Source organism: Pontibacter chitinilyticus, assembly GCF_039748935.1.
Lineage (GTDB): Bacteria > Bacteroidota > Bacteroidia > Cytophagales > Hymenobacteraceae > Pontibacter > Pontibacter chitinilyticus.
In genome coordinates this window covers 69,864-87,666 of record NZ_JBDIZJ010000009.1, presented here as the reverse complement: position 1 = coordinate 87,666, position 17,803 = coordinate 69,864, and the positions used below count along the sequence as shown (strand labels likewise).

At 50.0% G+C, this 17,803-nt stretch carries 14 protein-coding genes; 6 read left to right on the top strand and 8 right to left on the bottom strand.

Annotation, left to right across the window (positions count from 1 at the left end):
• Positions 1–15: 15 nt before the first annotated feature.
• Positions 16–2,457: a translocation and assembly module lipoprotein TamL gene (gene tamL, locus ABDW72_RS14110; RefSeq protein ID WP_488168639.1), complete on the bottom strand. Its 2,442-nt coding sequence runs from the start codon at positions 2,455–2,457 to the stop codon at positions 16–18.
• Between the two features lie 14 nt (positions 2,458–2,471).
• On the opposite strand from tamL, the gene ABDW72_RS14105 reads away from it, so the two are divergent.
• Entirely contained in the window at positions 2,472–3,227 is a 756-nt protein-coding gene (locus tag ABDW72_RS14105; RefSeq protein ID WP_347159222.1) for a TrmH family RNA methyltransferase, read from the top strand.
• 57 nt (positions 3,228–3,284) lie between these two features.
• Here the strand turns inward: ABDW72_RS14105 and ABDW72_RS14100 are convergent, their stop codons facing one another.
• From ABDW72_RS14100 to ABDW72_RS14085, 4 genes are all read right to left on the bottom strand, one after another.
• Complete coding sequence (locus ABDW72_RS14100; RefSeq protein WP_347159221.1) at positions 3,285–4,418, bottom strand: outer membrane beta-barrel protein; 1,134 nt, start codon at positions 4,416–4,418, stop codon at positions 3,285–3,287.
• Positions 4,419–4,429: 11 nt separating this feature from the next.
• Complete coding sequence (locus ABDW72_RS14095; protein ID WP_347159220.1) at positions 4,430–5,314, bottom strand: hypothetical protein; 885 nt, start codon at positions 5,312–5,314, stop codon at positions 4,430–4,432.
• 12 nt (positions 5,315–5,326) lie between these two features.
• Positions 5,327–5,860, bottom strand: coding sequence for an RNA polymerase sigma factor (locus ABDW72_RS14090; RefSeq protein WP_347159219.1), 534 nt, complete (start codon positions 5,858–5,860; stop codon positions 5,327–5,329).
• A 644-nt stretch (positions 5,861–6,504) separates the two neighbouring features.
• Entirely contained in the window at positions 6,505–7,221 is a 717-nt protein-coding gene (locus ABDW72_RS14085) for an arylesterase (RefSeq protein WP_347159218.1), read from the bottom strand.
• Positions 7,222–7,360: 139 nt separating this feature from the next.
• Here ABDW72_RS14085 and ABDW72_RS14080 point away from each other — a divergent pair, with 139 nt between their 5' ends.
• The 3 genes from ABDW72_RS14080 to ABDW72_RS14070 all read left to right on the top strand — a co-directional run bounded on the left by ABDW72_RS14080 (position 7,361) and on the right by ABDW72_RS14070 (position 11,748).
• Positions 7,361–8,077, top strand: coding sequence for an ABC transporter ATP-binding protein (locus ABDW72_RS14080; protein WP_347159217.1), 717 nt, complete (start codon positions 7,361–7,363; stop codon positions 8,075–8,077).
• 86 nt (positions 8,078–8,163) lie between these two features.
• Positions 8,164–10,749: an ABC transporter permease gene (locus tag ABDW72_RS14075; RefSeq protein ID WP_347159216.1), complete on the top strand. Its 2,586-nt coding sequence runs from the start codon at positions 8,164–8,166 to the stop codon at positions 10,747–10,749.
• Between the two features lie 186 nt (positions 10,750–10,935).
• Entirely contained in the window at positions 10,936–11,748 is an 813-nt protein-coding gene (locus ABDW72_RS14070) for an SDR family NAD(P)-dependent oxidoreductase (RefSeq protein ID WP_347159215.1), read from the top strand.
• 248 nt (positions 11,749–11,996) lie between these two features.
• Here ABDW72_RS14070 and ABDW72_RS14065 read toward each other — a convergent pair whose 3' ends face one another.
• The 3 genes from ABDW72_RS14065 to ABDW72_RS14055 form a co-directional block, all read right to left on the bottom strand.
• On the bottom strand, positions 11,997–12,359 hold the full coding sequence (locus ABDW72_RS14065; RefSeq protein ID WP_347159214.1) for a CoA-binding protein: 363 nt from the start codon (positions 12,357–12,359) through the stop codon (positions 11,997–11,999).
• Between the two features lie 194 nt (positions 12,360–12,553).
• Entirely contained in the window at positions 12,554–14,131 is a 1,578-nt protein-coding gene (locus ABDW72_RS14060; RefSeq protein WP_347159213.1) for an NAD(P)/FAD-dependent oxidoreductase, read from the bottom strand.
• Between the two features lie 210 nt (positions 14,132–14,341).
• Positions 14,342–15,307 (bottom strand): tryptophan 2,3-dioxygenase family protein, encoded by a 966-nt coding sequence (locus ABDW72_RS14055; RefSeq protein WP_347159212.1) that lies wholly within the window; start codon positions 15,305–15,307, stop codon positions 14,342–14,344.
• A 327-nt stretch (positions 15,308–15,634) separates the two neighbouring features.
• Here ABDW72_RS14055 and sdaAB point away from each other — a divergent pair, with 327 nt between their 5' ends.
• Entirely contained in the window at positions 15,635–16,312 is a 678-nt protein-coding gene (gene sdaAB, locus ABDW72_RS14050) for an L-serine ammonia-lyase, iron-sulfur-dependent subunit beta (RefSeq protein WP_347159211.1), read from the top strand.
• Positions 16,313–16,321: 9 nt separating this feature from the next.
• On the top strand, positions 16,322–17,797 hold the full coding sequence (locus ABDW72_RS14045; RefSeq protein WP_347159210.1) for a TolC family protein: 1,476 nt from the start codon (positions 16,322–16,324) through the stop codon (positions 17,795–17,797).
• Positions 17,798–17,803: the final 6 nt, after the last annotated feature.

The following is a 17,803-nucleotide window of genomic DNA, read 5'->3' as shown; positions in this document are numbered from 1 at the left end:
CATACTTTATTAGGCCTAAAACGGATAGCCAATGCCGATGTTGAGCGAGCTTTGGTTGTTGCGGGTGAAGAACTCGGAGAACTTGAAGTTATCCAGTACAAACTTATTTCCATTCACCCCGGCAGGGTCATATACTTTGGTTGCCAGATCAAAGCGCAGAACCACCACCGACAAATCGAAACGGATACCAAAACCGGTGCCGACAGCCAGCTCTTTGTAGAACCGGTTAAACGCGAAATCGGCACCCGGTTTTGCTTCATCTTTCTTGAGCCACCATACGTTACCAGCATCCACAAAAAGAGCTCCATTTAGAAAACTGAAAATATTGAAACGGTATTCCGCGCTGCCTTCCAGCAGCACTTCGCCGGGCTGCTCAATAGAATAATCGCGTTTGCGCACCAGCTGGTCTCCTTCAATCACCAGGTCTTCGGTTGCATAAGAGCCAGGCCCCAGCCGCCGCGATTGCCAGGCCCTCACGCTGGAAGCGCCGCCGGCAAAGAAGTATTTGTCATAGGGCAGCACATCGGTATTAAACAGGGGAGAGGCCACGCCAGCATTGATCCGATAAACAAAAAACTGCTGGTTGCCCAACGGAATATACCGCCTGAAATCTGGGTTTATCTTGGCATACTGAAAGGTTTGCAGATTGCCCAGTCTGATGTTCAGCCCCAGCTCTTTTGAGAGGCCGCCCACCTCCAGTTGTGTCCGCATGTACCGCGCGTTGCGGGTCTGGTTGAAATCGTTGGTGTTGTAGATCACATTAAATGCCATGTACGACAGAAAGGCACTCTTAAAGCTTTCCAGCAGCGAAAGGCTGCCCTGACTATACTTGATGAGGTTCTGGCGGAAGCCTTCCGTAATATTGGCCTGCACGATACTGAGGTTTACCGGCGAAAAGATGTACTGCAGCGTAGGGGCCTGCAAAGGACTGCGCCCCCGCTGCCAAATATAATCTAAGTTTAACTGGTAGTTCGTGCGCTTATACTCGTCGCGGTTCACGTTATCAAAACTGGCAATGATGCGGGTTCTGGGGTAATGAGGTACCAGCACGTTGCGGCCACCAAAGGGCAGGAGAATGGTAGGAACCGTAAGCGCCACATCAGCCCCATACTGCTTGATATAGGAAGTTTGGTTCGGATCTGATAAACTGATCTGCCCTTCAAAGCCACCGTGCAGGCCAAAGTCCAGGTTCTCGGCACCGCCAAAAATATTACGGATGCGCAGGTTTAGACTGGAAAATGGCCCCGGCTGCCGCTCCGTAAAATTGAGTCCCAGCTCGGCTGTTTCCTGGTATTTTTTGGATGGTATAGCGTTGATAAAAGCATTCAGCTTGTACGTGTTCAACGAATCAGAAGGATCTTTGACCTTGTTGTACAGCACATTGTTAAACTGAAACACGTCCAGGTCGGCCAGTTTGCGTTGGGTGGTGCTGGTGCGCAGTTGGCTATACCGCTGGCCGGGGTAAATATCTACCTTTTTGTCCAGCACTTTGGGCGAATAGCGCAGGTCATAGGAGATGTATTTGATGTTATTGTAAGTCAGCGTATCGCGTGCGACGCCAAAACGGTCGTTATCGGTTTTAAAGTATACTTTATTGATGCTGTAGACATGGTGGGTGCTGTCCTCTTCCGGGTTTTGAATGATGGTCCGAAGCTGAGCGGTATGGCCGGCATAGGTGGTGTCTACTTCAAACTCAATGTAGGCCCTGGCAAAATCATAATAGCCGTTGTTCTTCAGCAATTCATACAGGCGGTCACGTTCCAATGTGAGAACATCTTCATCGTATATTTCGCCAGGCTTCAGCAGCGAATGGTCCTGCGCTGAGCGCACAAGTTGCAAAATATCCTTATCCGGAATACGATAGTTCAGCTCCGAATAGCGGTAAGGGTCATTCTCCTGTAGCAGCAGCGTGATGTACACCAGCTTGTCCTTCTTCACCTTTTTCTGATAGGTAGCCTGGTGGTTGAAGTAGCCTTTGGAGTTGAGGTAAATATTAATCTGATCGATGGTTTGGGCCATTAAGGTAGAGTCATAAATGGCTGGCGGCTCACCAACCTGCATCAGGAAATTACCTTCTTTCTTCTTTTTCTCAAGCCGGCTGATGCGGTTGTTGATGCGGGCGCGTATTTTGCGGGCTTTCGTAGAGTCTGCCCCCACGTCAGCAACTTTAACCGCTATTTTATGCTTCATTTTATTAATGCGCTGCTGAATCTTCGCTGGGTCGTAAAATTTCTTACCGAAGTAGTAGAGCCATAGATAAGGGGTCGTGCCCAGGATCATGCGATTAGGTTCCTGCTGGTAAAGCGCTTCAATAGCTGCCGCATCGACGTGCTTCAAGCCCTTGGGCTGTATTTGCACCAGCAGCTGTTCATCCTTACCCAGGTGCTGGGTAGGCACACAGCCGCATAAACTTAAAATTGTAAATAAGAGGGCAGATATGTATACTCGTGATCTCAAACGTGTAACCAGCTATGTTGTCGAAAGCAGTTGTAAAGTACATCAAATCCCTGCAAGTAAAAAAATACCGCCACCAACACCAAGCCTTTGTGGTGGAGGGCGCCAAAAGTGTGCTGGAACTGCTCCGCTCTGATTTTGAACTGGAGCACCTGTTTGTAACCGAAACGTTTTACCGGGAGCATGCCCGCACCTTAGCCAACAACATTGCCTATGATGTGGTGACCGAGGATCAACTGGTGCGTGCCGGTACGTTTGCCAGTAACAATGCCGCTCTAGCTGTAGCCCGCATGCGTCCCCAACCGCCTCTGACTGTAGCGCCAGATGAATTGGTACTGGCGCTCGATGATATTCGCGACCCTGGTAACTTAGGAACTATCATTCGCATTGCAGACTGGTACGGCATCGGCAAAGTGGTCTGTTCTGAAGCAAGCGCTGATCTCTACAATCCCAAGGTGATCTCGGCTACCATGGGCTCTTTTACCCGAGTGCAGGTGTATGAGGTAGAACTGGCGGGCTGGCTGCAGCAACTTGGGCCGACCTACAGCATTTATGGTGCCGCGCTTGATGGTGTGAATATCCATACACTGCAACTGAAACCAGAAGGCATACTTGTGATGGGCAACGAAGCGAACGGCATTCGGCCGGAGGTGGCGCAGCAGGTCACCAAGCTCATTAAAATTCCGGCATTTGGGCAGGCAGAATCCCTGAACGTGGCAACGGCTACGGCCATTATAGCCGATAATTTCCGCCGCTATGGCAACCAGCATTAAATACAAAGGAGCACCTGCCGGGTGCTCCTTTTTATACTTGAATATGCTACAAGGCTCTTATTCCAGCAGCCGGATGCCAAAGCTTACCACATTTACCTGCGGCCCGCGGTTGTCTTTGAACAGGTCGTTCATGTTATACTTCACGAACAGATTCAGAGAGCCATATCCCACCACTCCTTCCAGGCCATACTGAAAGTCCTGCAGGTTGTAGTTGCTACGGATTTTATCTTTCTGTGTATTACCGTCTTCCTCATATTTTAGCTTGGCGTGGCTGCCCAGGCGGTACCCTACAAAGCCTCCCGCACCGATGGTGAAGCCATCTTTGCCGTTTTCGCGCTTAAACTGCAGTACGGGCATCAGCGGCACATTTACCGAAGAATGTGTCAGCTTTGATTTCTCGTAGTCAACTTCCATTTCTCTCCTGAAGATGGTGAAGTCGTTGACGTCCTCAACCACATAGTTTTTCTCGAACATATAGTTGTTGAATGCGAACTCAAAACCGGATACCAGGTGCAGCGGACTTTTGCGGCCGCCTATCTGCGAGTTCAGGTGCATGTTCAGGCTCACATACTTCGAGCCGAATGGCTTCAGGTCCGGCACCACTTCCTGGCTGTTGGTATTCACAAAGTTATTAAGGCCCAGGTCTACGTCAAAGTCAAACTTTGTTGTTTTGGGGTGCTCTTCTTTGTAGGCAGTACGGGCGCTGTCGCGTTCGGCTTTATTAGGCAAACTCACATTCACGTTCGTATCATCGCCATCCTCCTCTACATCCACATCTATTTTAAAAGTTTTGTTGATGCGGATCTCATGGTGCTCTTTGTTGGTGCCCGTTTTGTTGCCGGACTCCTGAACGCTAATCGTGATCAGTTCTTTGCTCTCCTCCTGTGTGCTGTCAGTGCTAAAGGTAACCGTCATATCCTGGTTGCTGCCATTTTTGCTGGTCTGCTCCAGGCTGTCTACCCGTTGCATGTACTGGTCCAGCTTACGCATCAGCGAGTCGAGGCTGTAGTGCTGGAAAGCTTTGAGTTGCTCTTTGTTCTGGAGGAGCAGGGTCATTTTGGCGCCATTCGACATTTTGATCACGATAGTGTCCTGATCGCCGAAGCGCTGGCCCAGGGTAAGTCCGTTTTTAGCGAACACACCGGTAGCGGCAGCCATGAAAATGGCCGTAATAAGTAGTAAACGTTTCATGGTTTTGTGTGTTAGAGATTGATTACTTTGGAGAATTTCTGCTTGCCGATCTGTGTTTCGAGGGCAATTTTATCGGCCCGTATTCCCAGTTCAGAGAGCTCGACTGGCTCCCCGTTGCTGAGGTTGCGCACCTGCTTGAAGATGTTTTTGGCCAGGCGGGCCTTTTTCTCCAACCCAGTAGGTGCTTCGGCAGTAGCAACAGGTTGCAACGTTACAGTCCGCTTAATGACAATTTCTGTCGGCTCAGCACTGGCTACCACATCCGATGAAGAAGCCACTGTTATGGATGCAACAGTCATCGGTTCCACTTTCGGCTCCTCTGTAATAGTAGCCGCTGCAGCAGCACTAGGTGTAGGAGAAGAGTTCACCGCCAGTGCCTGGGGCTCCTTCAGTGAAGTGTGAACGGTTAATGCAGGCTGCTTTTTCATCGTGGTGGCTGATTTAACCTCGGCTTTCGCTACCAGAGCGGGGGCCTTTGATTGTGTAGATGCAGCAGGTGTTGATTCGGTTGCCTGGGCTGGTAAACTTTTTTCAGGAGCGTTATTGTTGACCTGGGCGATAGCAGCAGGAGCCGGCTGCTCGTTCTGTGGCTTTGGCATAAAGTCAGGCTTAGTTGACGGCAGCACTTCTTCTTTCTGTTGTGCCAGTTTACTGCCATTCAGTACATCCTGCGGGTTACGCATATTATAGAATACCAGGCCTACAGTTAGCAGCAGCGCGATGGTGGCAGCTACTGAATAGTATACCCACATGCCGGGCCGCTTTTCCGCTGGCTGTTGCTCCGGCATTTCGGCTTGTATGCGCTCCTGCAGCCGCCCCCATACATCCCCTGATGGAGTGGGAGAGGTGTTGCCCAGGCGCTCCTTAAATAACTTATCAATGTCTTCCGGTCTCATGTGTCCTCCTTTTTAGCTAGCGATAACTTCCTGTCCGGTAAGGCGTCGCTGCAGCATGGCGCGGGCCTTGCTCAACTGCGACTTGGATGTGCCTTCTGTGATCCCTAACATGTCAGCTATCTCTTTGTGTGCGTATCCTTCTATGGCATACAGGTTAAAAACAGCTCTGTAACCTGCGGGTAAAGTGCCAAGTAGCTCCAACAGTTCGCCTTCTGCTAACTCCTGGTCGGCACCGCCGGTGCCGGCTACCTGTATGTGGCTGTCTTCAATGGCCAGGTGCAGCGGCTCTTTCTTGCGTAAAAAAGCTAACGCCTCGTTTACCATAATGCGGCGCACCCATCCTTCAAAACTGCCTTTATTCTCGAATTGGCCAATGTTGTGGTAGATCTTCATAAACCCATTCAGCAATGCTTCTTCTGCATCCATCTGGTTTTTCAGGTAGCGCAAGCAGACGCCGTACATCTGCGAGGCAAAACGCTCGAACAGGTACTTCTGCGCCTTGCTCTCTGCCCGCTGGCAACCTGCTATCAGTTCTGCTTCTGTCACGCTACGTAAAAGTTTATCTCAAATCTGCTTTTTTGACCTTATCGGAGCATATTGTTGCTCTTTACCCCTTAGATGTAAGAAGTACCCCTGAGGTTGCCTGAGGAAATATAAAAATCTTCTTTTTTTTGAATTCTACCTAGCTGCACACTCTAAATTATTGATCATCAGCTAGAAATAATTAGCAGAAAAGTAATCAAAGTACCTTCCTGCAGGCTGAGCAAGTATAAATTCATTGTTTTTTGAGTAGCAACACAGCCAGGATTATGCACGCGGAAGAGAATTTTTAAGCCAGATAAAGCACATGAAGGTTTTACCTGACATCATAAAGGCTTATCTTCTAAAAGTATAAGCCAAGATCATCTTGCTTAATTTATAGTAGATAGATAATAACTAGTAAACAGTACAATTATAAAGGCCTGAAATATAGCGTTCGGGAGGTGTGCCAATAGAGGAAAAATCAAGAGGAGCGCCGTTGGAAGTACTCCTAAAGCAGTGAAGGCTCCTACATTAGAGTAAGAGCCTTCATCTGTTTATTGAAATAAATTTCAACTTTTAGCCATACTTATATACTGAAGCAAAACCTAAAGGTTGTAGAAGATGCTAAAAAACTCTACAATTTTTTTCTTGTCGGCTTTAGGGTTTGGCTAGGCGGCCTCTTCGTTTGTTACAATTGGCTGCAGCACCTGCCACACGTTCTCCGTTACAATTTTCTGTCCTTCTTCTGTCGGGTGCACGCCATCGCCCTGGTTCAGCTTCGGAATGCCAGCCACGTTATCGAGCAGGAACGGGATAAGCGTGACATGCTCCTCCTGCTGCAACCGCGGATAGATATTCCTAAACTCTGTTGCATACTTCTTGCCCATATTTGGTGGAATTTGCATCCCAGCCAGCACAATCGTGACGTCGGGGTATTTGGCCCGTACCTTATGGATGATGCTTTTCAGGTTCTCATAAGTCTCGGTTAAGTTGATGCCGCGCAGCCCGTCGTTCGCCCCTAGCTCCAGCACAAAAATGTCGATCGGTTGCTTCAGCAGCCAGTCGATGCGGCTGTTACCCCCGGCTGTTGTTTCACCGCTGACCCCCGCGTTTATCACTTTATAAGGCAGGTTAAGCGAGTCGATGCGCTGCTGAATAAGGGCCGGAAAAGCCTGGTCCGGTTCCAGGCCATAGCCTGCTGTCAGGCTGTTGCCAAAGAAAAGAATCGTTTGCTTGCGCTCTTTTTTCTGGGGCGCCTGCTCTTTGATCGCAGCGGCGGACTGCTGTCCATCCAAACGGTCGGCTTGTTCTGCCTGCCCGCAAGCCGTTAAGCCCATTAAGCCGGACAGGAATAGTATAGCTACATTTCTTTTTAGTGTTATCATCTTAATTGTTTCCTAACTTTATACTTGCCCAACAAAAAACAAGAACAAACTGTTACACTATATTGGGATAGCGGATAGACGAAGAAGACCTATTTTTTCGTTCTTCCAGGTACTTTATACTTCATCATACTTATACTTCGTGACAACCATACTGGATATTCAGAATTTAAGCAAAACATATAACAGCGGCGACCGCCACCTGACGGTGCTGCAAGGTATAAATTTTTCGTTGCAGGCCGGAGATACCTGCGCCATTGTAGGGCCTTCGGGCAGCGGCAAGACCACCTTACTTGGCCTTAGCGCCGGGCTAGACAGCGCTTCGGGTGGCTCGGTTATCCTTAACGGCGTGCGCCTGGATACCCTCTCGGAAGATGAAAGGGCGCAGGTGCGCAACAAGTATGTGGGATTTATTTTTCAAAACTTTCAACTGATCCCTTCGCTGACGGCGCTGGAGAATGTGATGGTTCCCCTGGAGCTGCGGGGCGAACGCCATGTGCAGCGGCAGGCCCGCGAGTTGCTGGAGCGGGTGGGGCTGGAACAACGCTTCGATCATTACCCCACGCAACTTTCAGGAGGGGAGCAGCAAAGGGTGTCGCTGGCCAGGGCATTCTCGAACCGACCTACTATTTTATTTGCCGACGAGCCGACAGGTAACCTGGATGAAGAAACCGGGGCGCGCGTAGAACAGCTGCTGTTCGACCTGAACCGGGAGGCCGGCACAACACTGGTGCTCGTAACCCATGATCTGGAGCTTGCCGAGAAAACGCAGCGCATCATTCGCATCAAAGGCGGCACCATTGTGTCTGATACTGCCGAAGCAGCCACCATGCCCCTTCGCGGTGAGCAACAGCAGTAGTTATACTTTGCCTAAAAGCAAAGCGGGGATTCGATTCCGGGCTATACTTTACCACTACATTCCTTCAGTTACTCAATTCTTTCAAATTGATACAAGACACCAACATACCGCTCGCTGAAAAAAGAAGCCTGAACCTGCGTTGGCTGCTGCAAATGGCCTGGCGCGACAGCCGGCGCAACCGCGGCAAGCTGGCGCTTTTTATCTCTTCCATCGTGTTGGGTATTGCTGCCCTGGTTGCCATTAATTCCTTTGGTGCTAACCTCAAGACCGACATTGACAAACAGGCGCAGTCGTTGATTGGAGCCGACCTGGTGATTGCCAGTAACAAAGAGATGGAGCCGGAAATGCAGCAGTTGGTTGATTCGGTGGCGATAGGGGGTGACCGGACGGATGAGGTGCGGTTTGCCTCGATGGTATACTTCCCCACATCGCAGGGCACACGGTTGGTGCAGGTGCGGGCGCTGGAAAGCGGCGAGTTCCCCTACTATGGCGCCATTGAAACGGAGCCGAAAAGTGCCAGCCGTACGTTCCGTCAGGGCGGCCGCAAAGCCCTGGTAGATCATTCGCTGCTGCTGCAGTTCAATGCCAAACCCGGAGATTCGGTGAAGGTGGGCGATCTGACTTTCCAGATAGCCGGAACGTTAAAGAAAATTCCGGGGCAAACGGCTATTACCGCTAGCATTGCACCAGTGGTATACATCCCTTACGAATACCTCGACAGCACCCACCTGCTACAGAAGGGTAGCCGCATCAGCTACTATTTTTACTATAAACTGCCCGCCAAAACAGATCCTGATGCGCTGGTTAAAAAGCTGAAACCCCGCCTCGAAGATGCAGGCTTCGGCTACGATACCGTAAACAGCCGCAAAGAAAGTACGGGCAAAGCGTATGCTGACCTGGCCCATTTTCTGGCACTGGTAGGCTTTGTGGCGCTGCTGCTGGGCTGTGTGGGTGTCGCTAGTGCCGTACATGTTTACATCCGTGAAAAGCTGGCAACAATCGGCGTGCTTCGCTGCCTGGGTATGAGTGGTCTACAGGCCTTCCTCATCTACCTGTTCCAGGTGGTTGCCATGGGGCTGATTGGTTCGGTAGTAGGGGCAGTACTGGGCAGCCTGATTCAGTTATACTTGCCGCAGTTGTTCCAGACATTCTTGCCTGTGGAGGTGACGGTGTCGGTATCGTGGCTCGCCATTGCCGAAGGCATTGCCATTGGCCTGACCATCTCAGTGCTTTTTGCCCTGCTGCCACTGCTTTCGGTGCGTAATATATCCCCGCTCATCACCTTACGAGCAAGTGTAGAGCACCTGTCTTCACGGAAGGACCCGTGGCGCTGGGGCGTATATGCGCTCATACTTACCTTTATCTTCGTATTTGCTTATTTCCAGCTGGGTACTTGGCTGCAAGCGCTGTCGTTTACAGGTGGTGTAGTGGTCGCTTTTGTCGTGCTGGCACTGCTGGCCCGCGGCATGATGTGGGTGGTGCGGCGCTTTTTTCCGGTCAATTGGGGATACGTCTGGCGACAGAGCCTCGCAAACCTTTATCGCCCTAATAACCAAACGCTGCTGCTCACGGTTTCTATTGGCCTTGGTACTGCCCTGATTGCAACACTCTTTCTGATGCAGCGTCTGCTGCTGAGTGAAGTGGCCATTTCTGGCAGTGAGAACCAGCCAAACATGGTCCTTTTCGATATTCAAAGTGCCCAGAAAGGACAGGTGGTGAACATGGTGAAAGCCCGGGGGCTGCCGGTGCTGCAACTTGTGCCTGTCGTAACCATGCGGCTGGAGGAGCTGAACGGCCTAACGGCGGCGGACGTACGCAAAGACACCACCTTGGGCATTCCGGACTGGGCCTTTACCCGCGAATACCGCGTAACATACCGCGATACGCTGATCAACTCTGAAAAAACAGCGGCCGGTACCTGGACGGGCACTGTAACGGACCCAAATGCGCCGGTACCCATTTCGATCGAGGAGAAGTATGCCGAGCGGCTGAAAGCGGAGCTCGGCGACACTTTACTATTTAATGTGCAGGGCGCTATGGTGCCTACGGTAGTGCGCCACCTGCGCGAAGTAGATTGGAACCGGGTGCAAAGTAACTTCTTGGTGCTCTTTCCAAAAGGAGTGCTGGAGGAAGCACCGCAGTTTCATGTGCTGATGACCCGCACTAGCTCCGACGAGCAGTCGGCGCGGTTTCAGCGGGCACTGGTACAGCGCTTTCCCAATATTTCTTCCATCGACATAGGGCTCATCCTTGAAACGCTGGATGACATACTGGGTAAAATATCGTTCGTGATTCGCTTCATGGCCCTTTTCAGCATTACTACCGGTTTGCTGGTACTGGTTGGATCAGTTAACCTGAGCAAGTACCAACGGGTGCAGGAAAGTGTACTGCTCCGCACCTTGGGCGCCAGCCGCCGGCAAATCCTGTCAATCAATGCATTCGAGTACTTCCTGCTCGGGGCTTTAGCGGCTGCAACAGGCATTGTGTTGGCTGCAGCGGCTACCTGGGCATTGGCCGTGTATAGTTTCGAGATGGATTTCGTGCCAGACCTGTCGCCGCTGCTGCCTATTTTCCTGGGCATTACCGCGCTGACTGTTTCCATTGGCATGCTTAACAGCCGGAGCATTGTCAGCCGTCCGCCGCTCGAAGTGCTGCGGCGCGAAGCAGCTTAGGTGCAGTTGAATTGGTTGGAGCATGCCAGGTTAAGGCTCACAAGTATGAGAGTCTCATTTAGCGGCACGAAGTATACCTAGTATAAGCTGCTGTGTTCCTTTATCCAAACGATTAAAAGGCAACCCCAAGGCATGTAAAAAGGTACACTAAAGGACTGCCCCGTGCAGTAACCGAAATATAAAACTATGAAAACAATGAACGAGAATAACAAAGGAAAGACTGTCCTTATTACAGGAGCATCGAATGGGTTTGGGATGGAATTTGCCAAACTTTTTGCGCAAGACGGCTATAATCTCATCCTAGTCGCCCGAAGTACAGAGCGCCTGCGGGAACTTGGGTACCAGTTACAGGATACGCACCAACTGGAACATGTATGCATCGTTACAGCCGACCTCAGCAAACCAGAAGCGGCGCAGGAAGTATATGAAGAGATTGCCAAAAGCGGTATCCGCGTGGATGTGCTGGTGAATAATGCCGGAGCAGGCGTTCACGGGGAATTTGCAGAAACAGATCTGGAGCACGAGCTAAGCATCATGCAACTTAACATGCACACACCGGTGCAGCTCACAAAGTTGTTTCTGCGCGATATGAAACGCCGTAACGAAGGCAAAATTCTGAACCTCTGTTCAGTTGCTTCTTTTATACCTTCGCCGCTGATGGCGATTTATGCTGCCACCAAGGCATTCATGCTTTCCTTTTCTGAAGGCCTGGCTAATGAACTGGCGGATACCAACATTACCGTTACTGCGCTTTGCCCCGGCGCCAGCAACACCATGTTCTTTATGCGAGCCGGTGCTGCCCATACCCGTGCCGCCAATAGCAGCTTGTCTGAGCCGGAAGATGTGGCTTTAGATGGCTACGAAGCATTGATGAATGGCGAAACACGGATTATTTCCGGACTAATGAATAAATTTCAGGTAGAAGGCTCGAACCTGCTGCCGGACATGACAGCTGCCGCTGCGATGCGCCACATGATGGAAGAAGTAGAAGATCAATAGAAATAAAAATTCATTTCACTTTAGATACCCGCCAATCATTTAAATGCGGGTGAATTTAAGAGGATGAGACTACAATACAGAAGGGCTGAAACTATAGTTTAGTTGCAGCCCTTTGTTTTTTAAAGGAATGTCAAATAAAAAAGGGACCCGTTTAAAGTCCCTTTTTTACAAGCATAGACAACGATGCCATCTGCTTATATTGCCTTTTACGCCAAGTTTTAAAAGAGGTTATACTTCTTAGGAAAAAATTAATAACTATCTGAAGCAAGCATGACGAGGGTGCAATGATGCAGCGTTTCGATGTTCTGTTTGGCTGCTTTCTGCTCCAGTTCCGGGTTCTCAGTACCCGGGTTAAAAATGATGCGCTTGGGTTTAAGCGATAGGATATAGTCATACCAATCCGGCTGATTTTGCGGCCCCACGTACAGCGTTACCGTATCCACATCTTCTATCGCTTTGCTTTTATCGTTGATAATAGGCTTTCCGGCTACTTCACCTTTCCTGATACCTACCGGCACTACCTCATACCCATGCTGCTGCAACCGATGGGCTGCTTTGTAGGCATAGCGGGAGGGATTATCTGTTGCACCTAAAACTACTGTCTTTTTCATATTACTTTGTATTTGAACCCTTCAGTTTACCTTCTTAAACTACAAACCCTGGCGAATAGTTATAGCGCAATTGCATCTGCAACAGGTGCAAATAGCCTTGTATTTTATCATTCATCATTCCGCTATACTACTCCTGCAAAACGAAAACAGCACTTTGGTACAAGTATAAACTTAATATTTAAATGAAATATGCGCTATACAACCCGCTTTACGTTTGCGGCTATCTTCTCAGCACAGCGCTCCCCATCCATTGCCGCGGATACGATGCCTCCGGCATACCCTGCACCTTCTCCGCAAGGATAAAGATTTTTAACCTGCACATGCTCCAGCGTTTCTTTGTCCCTCGGAATACGAACAGGCGAGGAGGTGCGGCTTTCCACACCTACAATTTGCGCCTCATTGGTGAGGTATCCCCGCATTTTATCGCCAAAAGCTTTAAAGCCTTCGCGTAGTCGGTAAGCCATTTCGTCAGAGAACAACATGTTCATATCTACAGGCGCCAGCCCGGGCTGGTAAGACGTATCGAGCAATGTGCCGCCTACTTTGCTTTTGGTAAAGTCCTGCAGCAGTTGGGCCGGAGCCACCTGCGTGCCGCCTGCCAGCATGCAGGCTTTCTGTTCCAGTTCCTGCTGCATGCGCAGTCCGGCCAAGGGGCCATACTTCGTCAAGGCCATATCTTCCAGTTCCACAGCTACTACAATGCCTGAATTGGAGAATCGGGAGTCGCGGCGGCTGGGCGACATGCCATTTACTACCACTTCGCCGGGCGCCGTAGCGGCGGGCACAATAAAGCCGCCCGGGCACATGCAGAATGAGAAAATTCCGCGCTGTTTGTTTTTGTAATGTGTCTGGTGCACCAGCGCGTACGATGAAGCAGGCAAGTAGGGGCCGCGGTCCGCACATTTATATTGTATGCTGTCGATAAGGCGCTGCTGGTGCTCCACGCGCACGCCCATTGCAAAAGGCTTGGCTTCGATAGTGATGTGCTGTTTGTGCAGCAGCTCAAAAATGTCGCGGGCGCTATGGCCGGTAGCCAGAATAACGGCTTCCCCCACGTACTCCTGCCCGTCCTGCGTCACGACACCCCGCATCACATCACCGGCAAGTATAAACTCCGTCACGCGCTTATCAAACAGTACTTCGCCACCTGCCTCGCGTATGGTTTCGCGGATGGTTTCGATGATCTTCGGAAGTTTGTTGGTGCCGATGTGCGGGTGTGCATCAAACAGGATATCGGAAGTGGCGCCATGCTGCACCAGTACCTGCAAGATGCGGGTCAGGTCGCCCCGCTTTTTGGATCGGGTATACAGCTTTCCATCCGAGTAAGTGCCGGCGCCTCCTTCCCCAAAGCAGTAGTTCGAATCAGGGTTCACGGTCTGCTCTTTGTTGATAGCAGCCAAATCGCGGCGGCGGCTGCGCACATCTTTTCCCCGCTCCAGTACCACAGGCTTCAGTCCCAGTTCGATACAACGCAGGGCAGCAAACAAGCCGGCCGGGCCAGCACCCACAATGATCACCTGCTCCTTACCTGTTACATCCGGATAAGTATAAGTAGGCGATAGAATATCTGCAGGAGGAGCGTCGAGGTATACATCTGCCCGCACTTTGGTAACAACCTGGCGGCCGCGGGCATCGATGGAGCGTTTCAGGCGGTGGATGAACTGCACATCCTCCGGTTTCAGATTAGCGCTTTTCAGTATCTCATTCTCTAACAATTCGGCATCGAATGCCACTTCTGGCGTGAGCACCAGGTCCAGTTCTTTCTTTCTCATGTATAACAGGTAAGGTAGTTAACCTTAAACTTTTAATTTTTGCTTGTTAAATTGCTGTATGATTTAAGGATGCTGCTGCTTTACTTTACCTCAATGCAATCAATGCTCTAACATTTTAGCAGGAACACTAATTCCGTACGCACAAAAAGTACAAGCCTGGAAAAATTTCATAATGGCAGATCAGCAACAAAACTATTAAAAAACTAATCCTTATTCTTCTTCGCCCAGCACCCGTTCTACCCAGCCTTTACCCCATTCGCCAATTTCCTGCTCATTCCAGAGTTCAGGGTAAAAGATGCGCTTCTGGAAACGGGGCGGCAGGTACTTCTGCCAGTTAGTGCCGCCGGTGGCAGCCAGCACGTCGGGGTCCTTTTGCAGGTATCGTACGGCCGATTTGTAGTGCATCAGCGGCCAGTTCACGTTCACGTTGCTGTCCAGGTTGCGCAACAGGTGTTTGAGCTTCGGGTCTTGCTGCACCGCTTCCGGCAACTGCTTGTACACAGCCCACACGTTTTTGCCAGAGTACTCTTTGGCAAACTGAATGAGCTGGGGCGTATACTTCTCTTCAAAGCGCAACAGCGTTAGGGTTTTGGCGCCGGAAGCAATTTCGGTCGCGCCTTCCTTCCAGTAGATACAGCCCATCATTTCCTCGTGGGTGCTTTGCAGGCCCAAGGCAGCGCGTTTGGCTTTGTCCACCAGGTTGCGGAGGTCTGTGGAGGCAATTTCTATCATGCGGTACTGCACCGACTGAAAGCCACTGGCCGGCATCAGCGCCATCCGGAACTGCAGAAACTGCTGCGGGTCCATGCCGTCTACCATCACATCAAACGAGTTGATCAGGTTATCAAAATACCGGTTGATACGCTTTAGCCGGCGCATCAGCCATTCCGGTGTAATGCATTTATCATCGGCTATTTGCCTCAACTCCTCCAGGCAAAGCTTAAAGTATAGCTCCGTGATCTGGTGGTACATGATAAAGATCTTCTCATCCGGAATATTAGTGCGCGGGTTTTGCAGGCTCAGCAACGTATCCAGGTGTATGTAATCCCAGTAGTTCAGAAACTCTGTATAGTATAGCCCTTCCAGGTAGGCTGCTAGGTCCTGGCCGAGCGGCACATATTTCTGCTCCAGGTGTTTTAATTGTGCCAGCACCTCCGGTTTGAAAGTATGCTCCATTCTATTTTATAGCAGGTACAGGATGATTTCGCAAGGCAAAGGTACAGAATTCTGGCAAGTGAATACGTGCACCGCCGATTTCATACTTTTTGCGGTATTTACGGAGCAGAAGCAACCTGTCGCCACTATTCTGCATCTTCCCTTTACTTGGGCCAGAGGAGGGCTTAACACTATTTAGTTTTTATACTTGGTGGAGCTTTTTGCGGCGTTGATAGAATAAAAAGCTGATTTAGTAGAAATAAAGTTAATTTAGCTGGCTTATACTTAGAAACTGCTACTTAATTGCTAAATTTGAATTTCACGATATAACTTCGGGCTTAAGGATATATGGCTGAGAAAAGTAGCGTTTTTGACATGATCGGTCCAGTCATGATCGGACCCTCCAGCTCACATACGGCAGGAGTGGTGCGTATTGCCCGGGCTGCTATCCGTATTTTAGGCGCAGCCCCCGAAGAAGCTGTCATTACTTTTTATAATTCTTTTGCCCGCACCTACGAAGGCCACGGTAGCGACCGCGCCATTGTAGCAGGCCTGCTGGATTTCAAAACCGACGATACCCGTATCAAAGAAGCTTTTACTTATGCAAAAGAGCGTGGCTTAAAGTATACGTTCAAATCTGTCGGGAATGCCTCAACCATGCACCCGAATACGATTAAACTGAACCTGAAAGCCGGTGAACGTTCTGTGGAAGTTGTGGGGCAGAGCCGGGGAGGGGGTGTGATCAGCATTGTGGAGGTAGATGGCTTTTCGGCCAACTTTTCAGCGACTTTGCATACCCTGATTGTGGAGGCCGACGACAAAAAAGGAAGTATTGCTTTTATTGCCTCGGTGCTGGCGCATGATGAGTGCAACATTGCCACCATGAACGTATCGCGCAAAGGGCGCAACGAGAAAGCACGCCAATTCATTGAAATGGACTCGGGCCTGAAACCCATCACCCTGGAATACCTGAAGCAGCTGAGCTGGATCAAGCATGTGGTATACATTCCGAACATCGATCTATAAATCCATACTATGAGAAAAATGCCTAAATATATGTTGCTGGCGCTGGCGCTCTCCCTTGGCGGAACCACTATGGCCCAGGCGCAGCAGGACCCCAGCGGTGATGGTGTCTGGTCTTTGCAGGAAGCAGTGGGGTATGTGGCAAAGCATAACCTGCAGGCACTGCAAAGCCTCATGAACCGTGACATCAGCGCTGTAACGCTTAAGCAGTCGCAGTTAGACCGCTTACCTACTTTAAATGCTGGAGGCAACTATAGCTTTAACTCTGGTTCTTACCAGGACCCGGTTACGTTTAGCCTGGTAAATGAAAGTTCGCAGACAGCAAACTTTCAGCTAAGTGCTAACATGCCGCTGTTTATGGGTTTTCAGCAGATAAACGCCATCAAACAGAACCAACTGGCCCTGGAAGCTAACGAGCAGACGGCGCTATCCATTCAGAATGATATCACCATTCAGATCGTAACCGCTTACCTGAACATTCTTTTTGCCCAGGAACTCATCAAAACTTCCTCGCTACAGCGCGATCTGACCAAACAGCAGTTAGAGCGTAACCGGATCTTATTTGAGGCGGGCAGTGTGGCTGAAAATTCTGTTCTGGAGCTAGAGTCGCAATTGGCTTCCGATGAGGTGGAAATCATCAATGCACAGAACCAGCGCGATATTGCCAGGGTTAATTTGATGCAGCTGCTTAACTTACCGGTCACTAAAGAGTTTCAGATAGAAGTACCTGAAATACCCGAGCCTGACCAGAAGCCGGTGCTGCTGAACGGACAGGAAGTATATGATGCAGCAGTACAAACATTACCAGCAATCAAAGCGGCCGATCTGCGCGTGCTGAGTGCAGAGAAAGCAGTAGATGTTGCCAAAGGTGCCTACTACCCGCGACTGAGCCTTTTTGCGAACATAAGCAGCAGGTATTCAAATACAAGCCGTTTTTTAACAGGCAGTAATGAAGTGAACATGGGGTATCTGCGCCAGGACTTTTATGCTGATGCAACAGGGGAGCAGTTAAGCCAAACAGTTTATCGGCCGAGTGTGATCACAAGCCCGGTATATGGCGATTATCCTTACTTTGATCAGCTTAAAGATAACATATACAAGCAGGCAGGTGTGCAGCTGAACGTGCCGATATTAAATAGCTTTCAGGCCCGCAACAATGTGCAACGGGCTAAAATAGAACAACAGAATGCAAAACTTAATGCCGACATTGCCCGCAACAACCTGCGCCAGACGATTGAGCAGGCGTATGTGGATGCCGTTGCTGCCCAGCGAAAGTATACGGCCGCCAAGGAGCAACTGCGGGCGGCGGAGAAGAACTACCGGAATGCAGAATTGCGTCTGAACAATGGGGTGATCAACACGGTAGATTTTAATGTAATTGCTAATAACTTCCGCGCTGCGCAATCTAACCTGCTGCAGGCGAAGTATGAATTTACCTTTAAACAAAAAGTGCTCGACTTCTACCAGGGAAAAGACATCTCTTTCTAAAAAACT